The organism is Microcystis wesenbergii NRERC-220 (genome assembly GCF_032027425.1).
Lineage (GTDB): Bacteria > Cyanobacteriota > Cyanobacteriia > Cyanobacteriales > Microcystaceae > Microcystis > Microcystis wesenbergii_A.
This window is the reverse complement of sequence record NZ_JAVSJA010000001.1, coordinates 1,162,137-1,180,086: the sequence shown is the minus strand read 5'-3', so window position 1 is coordinate 1,180,086 and position 17,950 is coordinate 1,162,137. Positions and strand designations below refer to the sequence as shown.

The window sequence follows — 17,950 nt, the reverse complement described above, 5'->3', positions numbered from 1 at the left end:
TAGATTGACCCTTTCAGCAGACCAACTATCCCACCCTTCTAGACAACGACCCTAAGGATAACTTCTATGGCGCAACAAAATAACCTAAAAACCGACAATATACACCAAATCGATCCCTATTGGGGTCCCCGATGGCTCGTAGAGGAACGGGACGCTTGTGGAGTCGGTTTTATTGCCGATGTGCGCGGTTCCGGCAGCCATCAACTGATTGAACAGGCCCTTTTAGCCTTAGGTTGTTTGGAACACCGGGGCGGCTGCAGCGCCGATCAGGATTCCGGTGACGGTTCCGGTATGATGACCGCTATCCCCAGAGATGTCCTCGCGCCTTGGTTCGCCGAAAATGGCTTAAATATGCCAGAATCTGAGCGACTAGGGGTGGGGATGGTCTTTCTTCCCCAAGCGGCCCAAGAACGCGCCGACGCTAAAGCACACATCGAGGAAATTGTCAATAAATATAATATTAAGATTTTAGGTTGGCGTGCTGTTCCCGTCCGTCCCCAAGTCCTCGGCAGACAAGCAAGGGAAAATCAACCCTACGTCGAGCAAATTCTGGTTACTTCCCCCGATTTAGCCGGTTCTCAATTTGATCGCCTACTCTATATTGCCCGTTCTGAAGTCGGTAAGCAACTGGCCGATGATTTCTATTTCTGTTCCTTTTCCTGTCGCACCATTGTCTATAAAGGCATGGTACGGGGCGAAATCCTGCGAGAATTCTATCTAGACCTGCAAAATCCCGACTATAGCAGTCAATTCGCTATTTATCACCGACGTTTTAGCACCAACACCCAACCAAAATGGCCTCTCGCTCAACCGATGCGCTTATTGGGTCATAACGGCGAAATTAACACCCTTTTGGGCAATATTAACTGGATGTCGGCCCGGGAACCCGCTTTAGAAACCCAAGGTTGGACCCACGAAGAATTACAATCCCTGACCCCCATTGTTAACCCCGCTAACAGCGACTCCTATAACCTCGATAGCGCCCTAGAATTATTGGTGAGAACCGGCCGCAGTCCCCTAGAAGCAGCTATGATCCTAGTGCCGGAGGCCTACAATAATCAGCCGGATTTACAGGATTATCCCGAAATTATCGACTTCTACGAATACTATAGCGGTTTACAGGAACCCTGGGACGGTCCGGCTTTACTGGTATTCAGTGACGGGGGAATCGTCGGCGCTTGTTTGGATCGCAACGGTTTGCGACCGGCCCGTTATAGCATTACTAACAACGGTTATATTGTCGTTTCTTCGGAAGCGGGAACTATTCCCCTCGATGAAACCACCATTATGGAAAAAGGTCGTCTCGGCCCCGGTCAAATGATCGCAGTTGACCTAGAAAAAGGCGAAATTAAGCGGAATTGGCCGATTAAACAGGAAATTGCTGGAGCTAATCCCTACGGTGAATGGGTGAAATCCCAACGCACCTTGATTGACAAAGAAACAGCGCTCGACATTCCCGCTCCTAGTAATCTTCTTCCCCTGCAAACCGCTTTCGGTTATACATCCGAAGATGTGGATATGATTATCGTTCCCATGGCAGAACAGGGAAAAGAACCGACTTTCTGTATGGGTGATGACACTCCCCTAGCAGTCCTCTCCAGTAAACCCCATCTTCTCTACGATTACTTTAAACAACGTTTTGCCCAAGTTACTAACCCCCCCATCGATCCCTTACGGGAAAGTTTAGTCATGTCCTTGACTATGTATCTGGGACGACGGGGCAATATCCTTAAATTAGGGGTTGATGACGCACATTTACTGAAATTAGACTCTCCCCTGCTCAATAATGCGGAATTAGCCAAAGTTAAAACCTCTAGCTACAAAACAGCCGAACTTTCTACCCTTTATGATCTGACCACCGGCCCCCGGGGATTAGAAACCGCGATCGCTAATTTGTGTGCTGAGGCCGCCAAGAAAGTAGCATCGGGAGCAGAAATTTTAATTCTCAGTGACAGAACTGCTCCTATTGACGAAAAAACTAGCTATATTCCCCCTTTATTGGCCGTTGGTGCCGTCCATCATCACCTGATTCGCTCACACTTGCGTTTAAAAGCTTCGATCGTGATCGACACGGCCCAATGTTGGAGTACTCATCACTTCGCTTGTCTAATTGGTTATGGTGCTTCCGCAGTCTGTCCCTATCTGGCCCTAGAAACGATCGCCCAGTGGTGGATCGAGCCAAAAACTCAGAAATTGATGGAAAATGGCAAATTAGAAGCTATTAGCCTCGAAAAAGCCCTAATTAATTACCGCAAATCCGTAGAAGCAGGATTACTGAAAATCCTCTCGAAAATGGGTATTTCTCTCCTATCTTCCTACCATGGGGCGCAAATTTTCGAGGCGATCGGATTATCGGCAGATTTAGTTAAACTAGCTTTTAACGGTACTACCAGTCGCGTCGGGGGTTTAAGCATTGCTGAGGTGGCCCAAGAAGCGATCGCATTCCACAGTAAAGCTTTCCCCAATCTTACCGCTAAAAAACTAGAAAACTACGGTTTTGTCAACTACCGTCCGGGGGGAGAATACCACATGAATTCCCCGGAAATGGCGAAAGCACTCCATAAAGCCGTGGCCGCTCACTCCCAAGGTGAAGGATATGACCATTACGAAACCTATCGTCAAATCTTGCAGCAAAGACCTGTCACCGCTTTACGCGACTTATTAGAATTTAACAGCGATCGAGCCTCAATTCCCCTCGAAGCAGTAGAATCGATCGAAAGTATCCTGCAACGCTTCTGCACAGGGGGAATGTCCCTCGGTGCCTTGGGCCGGGAAGCACACGAAACCCTAGCGATCGCCATGAATCGCATCGGAGGTAAGTCCAATTCCGGAGAAGGGGGAGAAGATCCGATCCGTTACACCAGCTTAAGCGATGTGGATGCCGAGGGACATTCCGTGACCATGCCCCACCTAAACGGCTTAAAAAACGGTGATACAGCCAATTCTGCCATTAAACAGATAGCTTCGGGTCGTTTTGGAGTCACTCCCGAATACTTAATGAGTGGAAAACAGCTAGAGATTAAAATGGCCCAGGGAGCAAAACCGGGAGAAGGAGGTCAATTACCCGGGAAAAAAGTCAGTCCCTATATTGCCATGTTACGGCGATCAAAACCTGGTGTTACCTTGATTTCTCCCCCTCCTCACCACGATATCTACTCGATCGAAGATTTAGCGCAATTAATCTACGATTTACACCAAATTAACCCCCGGGCCAAAGTTTCCGTCAAATTAGTGGCCGAGATCGGTATCGGTACAATTGCGGCCGGAGTTGCCAAAGCTAACGCTGATATTATCCAGATTTCGGGCCACGATGGTGGTACAGGTGCATCACCCCTAAGTTCGATCAAACACGCGGGTAGTCCCTGGGAATTGGGAGTAACGGAAGTGCATCGGATGTTAATGGAAAATCAACTGCGTCATCGGGTGATTTTGCGCGCAGATGGGGGACTGAAAACCGGTTGGGATATCCTCATGGCTGCTCTCATGGGTGCGGAGGAATTCGGTTTTGGTTCCATTTCCATGATTGCCGAGGGGTGTATCATGGCCCGCGTCTGTCACACGAATAATTGCCCTGTGGGAGTCGCTACTCAGCAGGAACGTCTCCGCGCTCGTTTTCCTGGAATTCCCGCTCATGTGGTCAATTTCTTCACTTTGGTGGCTGAGGAAACGCGGCAATTATTGGCGAAATTAGGCTATCACAGTTTAAATGAGGTGATTGGCCGAGCAGATCTGTTAAAAGTGCGCTCCGATGCTCGTTTAACTAAGACAGAATCCCTCAATCTTGATTGTTTATTGAATTTACCCGATGGACGTGGCGATCGCTCTTGGTTGCAGCACGAGGAAGTACATAGTAACGGTGCTGTTCTCGATGACGATATTCTAGCCGATAGCGAGATTAAACAAGCGATCGAGCAACAGGGAACCGTCAGCAAAACCTACAGGATTGTCAATACCGATCGCTCTGTCGGGGCGAGAATTGCGGGGGTAATTGCCCAAAAATACGGGAATGACGGCTTTGAAGGCGAAATTAAGCTCAATTTCCAGGGTGCGGCCGGTCAAAGTTTCGGAGCCTTTAATTTACCCGGTGTCAATCTCCATTTAGAGGGAGAAGCTAACGATTATGTGGGTAAAGGCATCTACGGCGGCGAAATTGTCATCGTACCGCCCCAAAACGCCAATTATCAGCCCGAAGATAACGCTATTATCGGTAATACCTGTCTCTACGGGGCTACCGGTGGGGTATTATACGTTAATGGTCGCGCTGGTGAACGCTTTGCTGTCCGCAATTCCACCGCGAAAGCGGTTATCGAAGGGGCCGGGGACCACCTCTGTGAATACATGACCGGTGGGGTAATTGTCGTGCTTGGTTCCGTCGGTCGCAACGTCGGCGCCGGGATGACAGGAGGATTAGCTTATATCCTCGATCCGTCCCTACCGGAGAAACTTAACCCCGAAATTGTCAAGATTCAACGGGTTGCCACGGCTGCCGGTGCGGAACAGTTAAAATCTTTAATTGAGGCCCATGTAGAACGCACTAATAGCCCCAAAGGTAAGTTAATTTTAGCTAATTGGGATAGCTATCTCGGTCAATTCTGGCAAGTAGTCCCTCCCTCGGAAGCGGATAGTCCCGAAGCGCAAATTAGCGCGGAGAAAACCTTAACTTCGGTGTAATTTCCTCGGGGTGCGTTACTCTTGGTTAACGCACCCATTGATTAATTTTTTGACTGCGGAGTTGATTAATGGCCATGCTGCCCATCCCCACCACCTATACTAGCTATACCCAAGCACAGGAACATTTTCTTCAGGTTTTAGAACAAGTAGAACTGGGAAACTCGATCGTTATTGTCCAACGTCAGGGTCATCATGATGTGGCCTTGATTGCTGCTGACGAATTATCCGCTTTATTAGAAGAAGTTTATCTTTTGCGCTCTCCAGCTAACGCTCAACGACTTTTTCAGTCCTTAAATTGGTCACAAGAAAGATTATCTCAGACAGCTGCCACCACTTCTCTAGAAGAATTACGTCAAGAATTGGAGACCGAGATTGAGCAAGAAAAAGCCGCAGAAGTCTGAAACCGAAATTGTGCGAGTTTTTACTCAATTATACCTAATCTAGTATCTCCAAATTGATTATATGGGGACATATTAACCTTAATTATTTAGACTACAGTTTTTATCGCTGCATAAGTCGGAACATTTGCTAAAATTTAGGATATATTCACTTTGGCTATCTCTGGTGTCATAATTTGGCAATGACAAACGAAAAACTCAGATTTATCGATCTTTTTGCTGGTATTGGAGGATTTAGATTAGCTTTCGAGAGCGTTGGTTATGACTGTGTATATTCTTGTGAAATAGACGAAAACTGTCGAAAAGTATATTTCAATAATTTTCAAGAAATTCCCGATCAAGATATTAGAAAAATTGCTATCCATGACCTGCCTGATTTTGAAGTGTTGACAGCAGGATTTCCCTGTCAACCCTTTAGCATTTCTGGAAAACGAGCCGGATTTAGAGATACAAGGGGAACTCTATTTTTTCACATCTGCGAAATAGTAGAATTAAAAAAGCCGAAAATAATTCTTCTGGAAAATGTTAAACACCTAATTCACCTCGACAAAGGCAAAAACTTAGATATTATTTTGCATTCTTTGGAAGAACTGGGTTATTTAGTTGATTATAAGCTCTTAAATGCCAAGGATTTTGGTGTGCCGCAAAATCGAGAAAGAATTATTATTATTGCTACCCAAAATAAAAAATTTAATTTCAACTCATTAAAATATACTTCACCAATACCTAAGTTACGCGATTTTCTGTCTCCTCAAGGCAATTTTGAATACTTAGATAAAAAAGAATATACTCTCATTGATAATCCTACCTTACAACCATCAGGATTAATTTTTGTCGGTTATCGCAATAAAACTATCTGGAAAAAAGGTATCAGACCAAATACAGAACATTTATCCCGGGTTCATCATCAACCTAACCGAATTTATTCGATCGATGGAGTACATCCTACTATACCATCTCAGGAAACATCTGGACGTTTTTTTATTTATATACCCGAACAAGATCAGGTGCGTAAATTAACTATACAAGAATGCTATCGACTGATGAAGTTTCCCGATAGTTTTCAAATTCATCCTAACTTAGCTGAGTCTTATAAACAGGTGGGTAATTCGGTTTGTATTCCCATGATTCAAGAGTTGGCTATTGCCATTAAGAAACATATTTTTGAAAACAATTCTAGAGTATCCTTAAAGGAGTTTTCTTTTTCTCGTCAGAATATTCAATTGGAAATTATCGGATTAGATTTTATGAACCATAAAGAAAAGTTATTAGACATTTATGACCAATCCTTAAATTTAGATGATCGGCAACCACTGCCCCCTCAACCCTATCAAAACTATATCCAACAAATTGCTACTAATTGCTCAAAAAAAAAGGGAGTTTATACGGTTTTAATAACTTTATTAGTTCATAAAATTCTCTATCCTAATCAAGATATTAGATACCATCAAACTAATTTACCTGGAGGATTTTCAGGAAGAACTATTGATACTCAGTATATTACTCCCACCTTGAAACAATTGGGATTACCAGCTATGGCAGAAAGTGGCTGGCTAACTCGTTCTTTAGAACAACCCTTTCCCTATACTTTAGATTATCAAGGTAAAATTAGTAATCAAAAAACCAAAGATGCTTTTCTGGGTTTAATTGATTTTATTGAAACTAATCCTCAACAAGCTGAAGTTATTTTAAGGCTTTTACTTCATCAAGTTAATCAGATTATCCAGACTCAAAAGATTAAAATTTTGAGTCTGGATAATCCTGAACCTTTTGATATCAACACTTTGAGCAGTTGCCTAGAAAATCATTTTAGTTTCAATTATCAAACTCGCGGAGCTTCCAAATTACCTGTTTTAGCACTATCTGCAATTTATCAAAGGTTAATTATAGAAGTAGAAAGATACAAATCCTGCACATTAAAACCTCTAGGCAGTCACACAGCTTCTGATCTAACTTCTGGTAGTGCAGGAGATATTGAGATTTTTGATAAAAATAAACAATTAGTAGAAGTTATTGAAATTAAGCATGGTAAGTACATTGATTTACAAATTCTCCGAATTGCCAAAGATAAAATTATTAAATTTAATCCGAGAAGATATTATATCCTATCATCGTTTGATGTTAAACCCACAGAAGTGGAGTTAATCATGTCTGAGATTCAAACTATCAACAACAACCATGGTTGTCAAATAATCACCAATGGTATTATACCGACAATTAAATATTATCTGAGACTGATATCATCTCCAGAAGAATTTGTCAATAGCTATTCCCATCTAATTGAAATAGATTCGGAATTACAAACTATTCATAAATTAAAATGGAACGAAATTTTATCTAATCTTATTTCTCCAATTGAACAAATCTAAACTAGCGAGCTATACTATGGCCAAAATATACCATCGCTGGTGACAGCCTTTCTTAAGATGAAGTGTAACCTAATTGGGTATCGACGACCGACACCCCACAATCTGTCCCCACGAAAAACTTTTTCGGCCAACCCTATCTAGACTACACTTTTTAAGTAGCTAGACACAATTAATTACACATACTTTTGCCTTTTGCCTATCCTAACCAAGAAGTTAATTTTGTCCTATTACTTTATTACTCATGAATCCCCTCGTCAATTATTTTCGCAACCTGCACGAAATCCACTCCTCCCAAGCAGCAGTAAAAGAAACCTCCTACTACGGCACTCTCGAAACTCTCCTTAACGAAATCGGTAAAACCCTAAAACCGCGAGTGCGCTGCATTATCAACCTCAGAAATCAGGGTGCGGGATTGCCGGACGGGGGACTTTTTAACGTCGATCAATTCCCCAAAAATCAAGAATTAGAACCTTTTACGGCGATTTTTCCCGAAAGAGGCGCGATCGAGATTAAGGGAACCAAAGAAGATATCAAAAAAATCGCCGCCAGCGAACAAGTACAAAAATACTGGCAAAAATACGGTCAAGTATTAGTCAGCAATTATCGCGATTTTCTGCTCATCGGTCGCAATAGCCAAGGTCAACCGGTAGAATTAGAAGCCTATAGTTTAGCCCCGTCAGAAGCCGAGTTTTGGCTAAAAACCTCAAATCCATCCAAATTTGCCGCCGAACACGGTGATAGCCTCTTAGAATACCTAAAGAGAGTGCTTTTACAGGCGGCTCCTATCACCTCACCGGCCGATGTTGCTTGGTTTCTTGCTTCCTATGCGCGGGACGCAAAAGCACGCTTAGAACATCATTCCGATCTTCCCGCTCTGGCCAATATTCGTCAAGCTTTAGAAAATGCCCTAGGTATCAAATTTGAACGGGAACAGGGAAATAAATTTTTTCGTTCTACCCTCGTGCAAACCCTCTTTTATGGTTTATTCTCCGCTTGGGTATTATGGCACAAGCAAAACCTCAATCGCGAGGATAAAGAGGATAAGTTCGATTGGAAATCCGCAGCCCACCATCTCCATGTTCCCATGTTAGCGATCCTATTTGAGCAGATCGCCGCACCGAGTAAGTTAAAATCTTTGGGATTAATAGAAGTTTTGAATTGGACCGGTGCAGCTTTAAATCGAGTGCGACGAGAGGAATTTTTTCGTCAATTCGATGAGGGACAAGCGGTACAGTATTTCTATGAACCATTTTTGCAAGCTTTTGATCCCGATTTACGCAAAGAATTGGGAGTTTGGTACACTCCTCCGGAAATTGTTCGCTATATGGTAGCGCGAGTCGATCGAGTTTTACGAGAAGAATTAAATATTGAGGACGGTTTAGCTAATCCCGATGTTTATATTCTCGATCCTTGCTGTGGCACCGGTGCTTATTTAGTCGAGGTTTTGCGCTATATTACCGATACTTTACAGGAAAATGGCGCGGGTGCTTTAGCCATGGCTTTGGTGAAAAAGGCAGCCATAGAAAGAATTTTCGGTTTCGAGATTTTAACCGCTCCTTTTGTCGTCGCTCATCTACAATTAGGTTTATTCCTGCAAAGTTTGGGTGTACCTTTAATAGAAGATAGTGAACGGGTGGGGATTTATCTGACTAATGCTTTAACCGGTTGGCAACCTCCCGATGAGGAAAGTAAACAGAAAATTCAACAGCTACAATTGAGTTTTCCGGAGTTAAATAAGGAACGAGAGGCAGCTGATGAAGTTAAGCGCGGTAAACCGATTTTAGTTATTCTCGGTAATCCTCCCTACAATGCTTTTGCTGGAACCAGTCCCGCAGAAGAAGCAGGTTTAGTGGAAGTGTATAAACAGGGTTTAATCTCCGATTGGGGGATTAAAAAGTTTAATTTGGATGAGTTATATGTGCGCTTTTTTCGTTTAGCGGAAAGATGTATTTCAGAAAATACCGGTAAAGGGGTTGTTTGTTATATTTCTAATTTTTCCTATCTCGGTGATCCTTCTTTTGTGGTGATGCGTCAAAGATTTTTACAAGAATTTGATCGTCTTTGGTTTGATTGTCTCAATGGGGATAGTCGCGAAACAGGAAAGTTAACCCCTGAAGGTAATCCCGATCCTAGTGTTTTTTCTACTCAATACAATAAGGAAGGGATTCGAGTCGGGACAACTATCGGACTAATGGTAAGAAAGGAAGTAAGGAATAAAAATGTTGATGTCTATTTTCGCCATTTCTGGGGAGTTGCTAAACGAGAACAGTTATTAGATAGTTTAAATAATCAAGATTTTGATTCTTTGTATCAAGTCTCTAACCCAGAACAATCTAATCGTTATTCTTTCCGTCCCTCCGATGTTTCCTCTCACTATTTAGCATGGCCAAAGTTAACAGATTTATGTAAAATAATGCCTTTCAATGGACCAGTAGAAAGGAGAGGTAATTCTTTAATTGTCTATAAGACAGATCGTAATCAACTGGAATTAATCGAATTATATTTAGACCCCAATAAAACCGATCAAGAGATAGAAGCTATAGCCCCTCGTTGGATGAAGTCTTCAGGTGAGTTTAAAGCCGAAAAAAGCAGAAAAGCAAAGTTGAGAGATAATGTTAGTTATAAACCAGATAAAATAATTCCCTATCCTTTTAAGCCTTTTGATATTCGCCTAGCCTATTTAGATAGTGAAATTCAACCTCTTTTTTCACGTCCCAGTCCTGAATTATTAGCACAAAAAGAGATTATTTTAAATTCGTTTTTAATATCTCGTGATACTGCGGATAAATCTCCAGAAGGTTCTCCATTTTATTTTTCTAAGTTAGTTTGTGACTATGATTGTATATCTGGACACGCAAGACATTTTCCAATTTTACTTAAACCCGAAAGTAAGCAAAAAACACAAAAATATTCAAAGCAACTATTCAATACACAAGAATTTATCGACACCACTCTAACAGCCAATCTTTCAGAAAAATCTCGTCAATACTTAAATGAACTGGGTATTAATAATCTTGATGAAAATATCGAGAATGCCTCCTTAATTTGGCTGCACTCGTTAGCGATTGGGTACTCCCCCTTGTATCTTGGGGAAAATGCCGACGGTATTCGTCAAGACTTCCCAAGGATTCCCCTTCCCAATAGCCAAGAATTATTAATTAAATCTGCCCAACTAGGACAATTGATCGCCTCTCTTTTAGACACAGAAAACCCCGTTATAGGAGTCACCAAAAAACCGACCCCTGCACTGCAAAAAATCGCCTTGATTTCCTGCACTGATGGGGGAAATTTAAACCCAGATAAGGGGGATTTAATTATTAACCTCGGTTGGGGACACGGGGGTAAAAATGGCGTGACAATGCCGGGTAAAGGAAAAGCGATCGCCAGACAATATACAACCGCAGAAATGAGCGTAATTAGCCCAGAAATGCGAAAATTATTAGGAACGACCACCTATGATATTTATCTCAATGATCGAGCCTATTGGCAAAATATACCGGCCCAGGTTTGGGAATATACCATCGGGGGTTATCAAGTCATTAAAAAATGGCTAAGTTATCGCGAGGAAAAATTATTAGGACGGGGATTAACTATCGCAGAAGTGCAGGAAGTCAGCGAGATGACTAGAAGAATTACTGCGATTATTCTCCTAGAATCAGACCTAGATGATAACTACCAAAATATCAAAACAGCCGTGTATTCTTTTTAATTAGGGTTGGCTGATTAAATCTAAAAACCTTGTGGGAGGCGAAATTTTGACTTTTTCCCTGAAAATCGGTAAAATCCCACACCCCACACCCCACACCCCACACCCCACACCCCACACCCCACACCCCACACCCCACACCCCACACCCCACACCCCACACCCCACACCCCACACCCCACACCCCACACCCCACACCCCACACCCCACACCCCACACCCCACACCCCACACCCTACACCCTACACCCCACACCCCACACCCCACACCCCACACCCACGAAAAACTTTTTGCCGCAAACCCTAATTATTGCCCCCCCAATAGCTATCGTTGCTCTTTTCGAGCAGCGAATCATTAATAATTTCTTTCTAAACGGCAAAACCGATAAAAAATTTCTATCAAAAAACTGGCAAAAATTGGCAAGACGAAAAATGCTGATCAGCTTGGAACATCTGAGATAGAGCATCGTCTATCTGGACATTCAAAATGTCACCAACTTGCCGTGATCCCGGTGCTAATGGTCAGAGGGAGACTTGCATGATTGCAAAATCTAAGTTAGTCTCTCTTAAAAGTCACCTTTAGGTATTTTGACTAAAAAGAAAGTGGCCTAACTTCTACTCTAGCCTCAAGGCTAATGCTGAAAGCTAGAATCATCGGCTCAATCGACTGGCTCTAGCTAACTCTTTACACCACAGGAGGTCTGTTTGAAAGAGACTTTTATCCACCACCCCATCACATCCGCTACCCCAGAACAGAATTGCACCGCTGAGTCTAACCGAGTCCGTTACTCAGCTGCCCTGCTGGGATTAGCACTCTCTCTGGGAGTACCTAGCATTCTCAACTCCACCTCAGAATCAGCCCAGGCCGCCAATTCTCTACCCTTGGCATGGGAAGTGATCGACCTGTCCCAAAAAGCCAAGGATGCGGGTAAAAAACTCAAAGAACCGCAGATAATCCAATCCCAAGCACTTGCTACCGTCAAATTCATCGCCACATCAGTAGTTGAGCATCAGGTAAAACCGGGAGAATCCCTGTGGAGTTTAGCCGACACCTATCAAACCACCCCCACAGCGATCGCTACCCGCAATAATCTCTCCCCCCATTCCGATCTGATTATCGGACAAACCTTAAAAATTCCCACTCCTGAGCAGTTGCCCCCGGCAGCCCCGGCAGCAACTCCTGAGCAGTTGGATAGTTCCTCTGCTAGTCTCCGTCAAACCCGTCAACGTCTCCAAGAAAGTTTGGCCGCCTTACGGACCGAGGAAACCCCCCATCAGTCCGATTCTGGGGAAACGGTAATCGTTACCGAAACTACCGCTCTCGTTCCCGATAATTCGCCAACTAGCGTCGAGATTCCCGTTATTGCTCCCGAAGAATCCCCCCGACCAACCGGCCAGGTGATCCCGATTCCCGTTCCCACCCCTGAAAGCGATCGCCCGATAGCCACAATTCCCCTTAATCCTCCCTTGACAAGCAGACCGGAAATTCCCAGCGTCACCCTAGGAAATCCGGCTCCTGTTAATGAAATTCCCGCCGTTCCGACCCCTCGCGTCATAGTTCCCCCAGAAAACCAAGTTTATCGGGTTCGGCCCGGGGATACCTTAAACACGATCGCTCGCGCTCTCGGCATCACCCCCGCCGAATTAGCTAGGGAAAACGGCATTGACAACCCCAATCAGATTAAAGTTAATCAAACCCTAGTGATTCCCGATCACTCTGCCAACGCTAGAGTTAATCAAAATCTTACCCCCTTAGTCGGCGATCGCCCGAGATTGTCCTTTAACCCCAGCAATCAGCAAAATCTGCCCCCAGCAACTGCCAGCACGGGGACGGAAGAATTCCCCGAAAATATCACTGGAAACTATCGGGAAAGATTGCGCCAAGAGGTGGCTAATCTGCGGGAAACTAATCTTTCGGAAACCCAGAAAAGTATCGCTATTCCCGTCGATAATCCCACAGAAACCCTCGATGAGCCGCAAATAACCCCTAATCCCCAATGGACCGCCATTCGTTCGCGTTCTAACCAAAGCACCCCCCCCCAGATTATCGGTTCGGCTCCTACCAATGTGGAAGAATATAATGACCGCCTCCGAATTCCCGTCGGCGAAACCGTAGAACCTTCCCTTCCTCCCCTCACTAATCCCGATGAGCATTTACCCAATCCCGCCCCTATTTTTACCGGCTTTATCTGGCCCACTAGGGGGGTGTTAACCTCCGGTTTCGGTTGGCGCTGGGGCAGACCTCATCGCGGCATCGATATCGCCGGTCCAGTGGGTACACCAATTGTGGCGGCGGCAGCCGGTGAAGTAATCGCCTCCGGTTGGAATTCGGGCGGCTATGGCAATCTGGTGAAACTTCGTCACCCCGATGGTAGCACCACTCTCTATGCCCATAACAGCCGTCTTTTAGTGCGTCGCGGCCAAACTGTTCAGCAAGGCGAACCAATCGCCCAGATGGGCAGCACCGGCTTTAGCACCGGCCCCCACCTACATTTCGAGGTTCACCCCTCCGGCCAGGGCGCAGTTAATCCCATCGCTTTCCTGCCAGGCAGACGTTAAAGATGCCCGCAAAGGGAAGAAAAAATCTTCCCTTTTTTGCTCTTGTGCAATTGGGTGATTGTGTGTTATGATTGATAACTGTGTAAACAACGGCTTAGTAGCTCAGTTGGTCAGAGCAGGGGACTCATAAGCCCAAGGTCGGCAGTTCAAATCTGCCCTGAGCCATTCGATTGGGGTTTGGTTTGAAATTCTAAGTGGAGAATTTTGGGAATACAGAATTTTGCTTGAAGATTGTAAAAAAAAATATAAAGATTTCGCTTTTAGGGAGAAAATGTAGCTTAGGATACAATTTATCCCTGCTCACTTATAACTGTTCACCGAACAGAGCAAAATCTCCCCAACACCCGGCCCCCACTAACGCCCTTTTTTACTTCCTGGAAATTCGCACCCATAAGTAATGGGAAAGGACTTGACTTTGCCGGCGACTTGCGCTATGCTTTTCTTATAATGGGAATCAGTGCAAATTTTTTTAAAACTCCAAGATTCCCATTATGAATAAAATCTTTTAAAAATATTATCGCAAAATCTGCCGACAAAAGCAAGCGAAATTTTGCCGATAATTGTTAAGTTTTGTATCTGGTTCCCCGGTTCTACCTGATAACTGTTCACCGGACACAGCAAAATCTCCCCAACACCCGGCCCCCACTAACGCCCTTTTTTACTTCCTGGAAATTCGCACCCATAAGTAATGGGAAAGGACTTGACTTTGCCGGCGACTTGCGCTATGCTTTTCTTATAATGGGAATCAGTGCAAATTTTTTTAAAACTCCAAGATTCCCATTATGAATAAAATCTTTTAAAAATATTATCGCAAAATCTGCCGACAAAAGCAAGCGAAATTTTGCCGATAATTGTTAAGTTTTGTTAACAAAGAAATACAGAGATCAGCAAGGTCAAAAAATCGAAATCCCTTGCTGATCCTGTTTGTCGCCTAAGCTATGATTAGGTTAGGCGAATTTTGCGCTTTGACTAATTGTTAGTGCTAACTTCCGTGGTTTCAACAATTGCCGTCGGTTGGCAGGGAGTAGGTTGAAATTTCTCTGGAAAAGAGAAGCCTAAAAATGATGCGATCGCAAATATGGTGCTGATAATTTTGGCAAGACTAACAACGTCTTCTCTGTACTTTAACCAATATTTATACATAATCATCAATCCTTTTACTTAGGAGGTGAACTATCTTTAGATTAAAAAAATTCTGATTATTTGTCGTTACTCAAAAGTCATGAAAATGGTACTTTTTTTTAGGTACTCTCAAGTAACCTGACAGGGTACTGAAAAGTAATCTTAAGTCCTGCAACCCTTAAAAAATGATGATAAATGAACTAAAAATGACTGAAATTAAAACCCTTTCATGGACTGAATTAGAAATGCTGGTTAATGATCTGAAAAAAAAGCATACAAACAAGGGATTAACAGACTTGGAGACAACAATATTAAGAGGTATTTTTGATGATAAAAAATATGCTGATCTAGCGGAAGAAATTAGTCAAGAAGAACAGTCAATCAAGAATGCGGCTCATAAGTTATGGAAAATCTTGTCAGAGCAAATGGGTGAAAAGATTGACAGTAACAATCTGATTACTGCTTTGGCAAGGTATAGAGATAATTCCCAGACATTTGCTCATAACAATAAACCGCAAACTCAGCAATCAGATAAAGTTTTTGAATTAGTTATTGAGGTAGGGATAGACGACCTGACACCAGAGAAAATTGATAAGATTAACAACCTTATTCAAAAAATCGCCAGAGACAACACGATCAAGCCTATTATGAAACTTAAAGGCAGTATTCGGCTATTTTTAGAAGGTTCAGAAGATGGACTACAGCGCCTAGCAGATTTACATCAATCGGGGGAATTGCAAGCCCTTCTCAATGAACTTAAATCAGACGATATACCCGAAATTATCGTCACAAAAGCAGAGTTCACTACAGATGCAAAAGTTATTGAAAAAGCCGAATTAATTAAGGCAATTCGAGAGGGAACAATCGATAAGACAACTCTACAACAAGTTGATTTAAGTGGGGCTATCCTGAGAAGGGTTGACCTGAGAAGGGCTGACCTCAGTGAAGCTGACCTCAGTGATGCTGACCTCAGTGATGCTATCCTGATTGAAGCTAACCTGAGTAAGGCTAACCTGAGTGGGGCTAACCTGAGTGGGGCTGACCTGAGAAAGGCTAACCTGAGTAAGGCTAGACTGAGTGCCGCATTATTAAAGCGATGGCCCGCAGGAGTAGGGAAACTGAGTAAGGCTAGACTGAGTGGGGCTAACCTGAGTGGGGCTGACGTTAAAAACGCTATCTTTATCGGTGCAACGGGGATCACCCGTGAACAAAAACAGGATTTAATTCGACGAGGGGCAATTTTTGGGGATACTTCTAACGATCGCAGTAAAGTATTAGTTTAAAACAGCCTTTGATCTCCACCTTCAGCAGAGATTTAGGTAGGGTTGGCTGAATAAATGTGAAATATAGACGAGATAAGGGGTTTAGGGGCCTGTTTGACCAAGCAGCTGCAAGATTTTCAAGCTGGTGGCTCAAAAACCTTGTATCTTAACCAGCGATCGCCCCTACTTTTTCAGCCAACCCATAATTAATGGGAAAGGACTTGACTTTGCCGGCGGCTTGCGCTATGCTTTTCTTATAATGGGAATCTGTGCAAAATTTTTTTAGACGCAAAGATTTTCATTATGAATAAAATCTTTTAAAAATATTATCCCAAAATCTGCCGAGAAAAGCAAGCAAAATTTTGCCGATAATTGTTAAGTTTTGTTAACAAAAAAATACAGAAAGGTAAAAAAATCGAAATCTCTTGCTGATTTTGAAGGACGAAGCATTCGGACAATAACCTATCGCTGAAACCGTAGATTTTCTATCCGAATGCTTCGCCCCTACTTTTTCAGCCAACCCTAGGTAACTAGCTGACATCCATCGTGTTGACACTCCCATCGCGCTCATGCGAGGGATTCTTGGTTCACTGAGTTTCCTTAATCTGGCAGGACGTATCCAGCCAAACCAGAGGGAATCTCTCCCCAAGCGTATTAGTTTCGGTATGCCCTACCGTACTTAGTCCCTTTTTGAGAATATTGATAGCGGCGTTAATATCTCTATCTTCTACATAGCCACAATGGGGACAAGTATGGGTTCTCGTAGATAGAGATTTAGGGACTTTTTGACCACAATTAGAGCAATTTTGACTCGTGTTATGAGGCGGTACTGCTACCGTAGCCTTACCATATTTAAAACCAAAATATTCTAACCATTGTCGAAAAGTTGACCAAGCAACATCATTGATAGATTTAGCTAGTCTAGAGTTTTTTACCATGCCTTGAATATTTAAGTTTTCGTAAGCGATGAAATCGTTAGATTTAATGACGCGCAATGCCTCTTTTTCGACAAAGCCTTTACGTTGCCTACTTACTCTTAAATGCTTTTTAGCATATCTCTTTCTAGCTTTTTGGTAGTTGTTTGATTGGGGTTGACCTTTTCTAAACTTTTTAGATTTCTTCCGATTCAGTCGGTTTAATCTTTTTTCCGCCTTACGATAGTATTGCGGTATTTCTACCGTTTCCCCATCACTGTTAGCGTAGAAAACTTTTAAGCCTACATCCAATCCTACACATCTTTTTGTTGGTTCTAGGGGTTTAGCATATTCCCGAATATCAACACTTAGACAAAATTGGACATAATAACCATCTGCTCGTTTAACAATCCTAACTCGTTTAATTTGGTCTAGAGGGTAAAAGTTTAGGTCTCTAGTTCCTTTTAGTTTAACCGTGCCAATGTTTTTCTTATCTGTGAAAGTAATTTGCTTTCTATCCTCCGATAGTTTCCATCCGGAGTTTTTGTATTCCACAGAACGATTATTTTTCTGAAACTTGGGATAACCTTTTTTACCTTTAACCTTTTTCTTACAATTGTCATAGAAACGAGCAATAGCTGACCATGCCCGTTCAGCCGATGCTTGTCTAGCAGTAGAATTTAGAGTATCGACAAACTTGAACTGTTTAGCGAGAACTGCACAATATTTATTGAGAGAATATTTATCGATTTTGTCTTCTCTCTTGGCATCCATCCAAAGCCTTAAAGCCTTATTACGGATGAATTGTACTGTACGAATAGCTTCATCAATGGCAGAACACTGACTTGGTTTAACCACGGCTTTCATTTCTAAGACAATCATTGTTTATCGACCTCAAACAACTTATTTTATTCTAACCTGTAGAGCATCGGATTATCAAGATTTTAGTGAA

Annotated in this window: 9 protein-coding genes and 1 tRNA gene; 7 read left to right on the top strand and 3 right to left on the bottom strand. The window is 43.0% G+C overall.

Annotated elements, in window-relative coordinates; genetic code table 11:
• The first annotated feature begins 66 nt into the window (after positions 1 to 66).
• From gltB to RAM70_RS05680, 6 genes are all read left to right on the top strand, one after another.
• Positions 67 to 4,671 carry a glutamate synthase large subunit gene (gene gltB / locus RAM70_RS05705; RefSeq protein WP_312672718.1) on the top strand — a complete coding sequence of 1,535 codons (4,605 nt, stop codon included), beginning with the start codon at positions 67 to 69 and terminating at the stop codon, positions 4,669 to 4,671.
• A gap of 68 nt (positions 4,672 to 4,739) precedes the next feature.
• Positions 4,740 to 5,072, top strand: coding sequence for a type II toxin-antitoxin system Phd/YefM family antitoxin (locus RAM70_RS05700; protein WP_002763237.1), 333 nt, complete (start codon positions 4,740 to 4,742; stop codon positions 5,070 to 5,072).
• Between the two features lie 179 nt (positions 5,073 to 5,251).
• Positions 5,252 to 7,438 carry a DNA cytosine methyltransferase gene (locus tag RAM70_RS05695; protein WP_312672716.1) on the top strand — a complete coding sequence of 729 codons (2,187 nt, stop codon included), beginning with the start codon at positions 5,252 to 5,254 and terminating at the stop codon, positions 7,436 to 7,438.
• A gap of 241 nt (positions 7,439 to 7,679) precedes the next feature.
• Complete coding sequence (locus tag RAM70_RS05690) at positions 7,680 to 11,147, top strand: type ISP restriction/modification enzyme (protein WP_312672715.1); 3,468 nt, start codon at positions 7,680 to 7,682, stop codon at positions 11,145 to 11,147.
• Between the two features lie 726 nt (positions 11,148 to 11,873).
• Complete coding sequence (locus RAM70_RS05685) at positions 11,874 to 13,700, top strand: peptidoglycan DD-metalloendopeptidase family protein (protein WP_312675818.1); 1,827 nt, start codon at positions 11,874 to 11,876, stop codon at positions 13,698 to 13,700.
• A gap of 91 nt (positions 13,701 to 13,791) precedes the next feature.
• A tRNA-Met gene (locus RAM70_RS05680) sits at positions 13,792 to 13,865 on the top strand.
• A gap of 804 nt (positions 13,866 to 14,669) precedes the next feature.
• Here the strand turns inward: RAM70_RS05680 and RAM70_RS05675 are convergent.
• The gene (locus RAM70_RS05675) at positions 14,670 to 14,843 is read right to left on the bottom strand and encodes a hypothetical protein (RefSeq protein WP_002748305.1); all 174 of its coding nucleotides are present in this window, start codon (positions 14,841 to 14,843) and stop codon (positions 14,670 to 14,672) included.
• 164 nt (positions 14,844 to 15,007) lie between these two features.
• Here RAM70_RS05675 and RAM70_RS05670 point away from each other — a divergent pair, with 164 nt between their 5' ends.
• A complete protein-coding gene (locus RAM70_RS05670) occupies positions 15,008 to 16,105 on the top strand; it encodes a pentapeptide repeat-containing protein (protein ID WP_312672711.1) in 1,098 nt (365 codons plus the stop codon).
• A gap of 145 nt (positions 16,106 to 16,250) precedes the next feature.
• On the opposite strand, the gene RAM70_RS05665 is transcribed toward RAM70_RS05670, so the two are convergent.
• Both RAM70_RS05665 and RAM70_RS05660 read right to left on the bottom strand, forming a co-directional pair.
• Complete coding sequence (locus tag RAM70_RS05665; protein ID WP_312672709.1) at positions 16,251 to 16,376, bottom strand: hypothetical protein; 126 nt, start codon at positions 16,374 to 16,376, stop codon at positions 16,251 to 16,253.
• 295 nt (positions 16,377 to 16,671) lie between these two features.
• A complete protein-coding gene (locus RAM70_RS05660; protein WP_045361903.1) occupies positions 16,672 to 17,880 on the bottom strand; it encodes an RNA-guided endonuclease InsQ/TnpB family protein in 1,209 nt (402 codons plus the stop codon).
• Positions 17,881 to 17,950 lie beyond the last annotated feature (70 nt).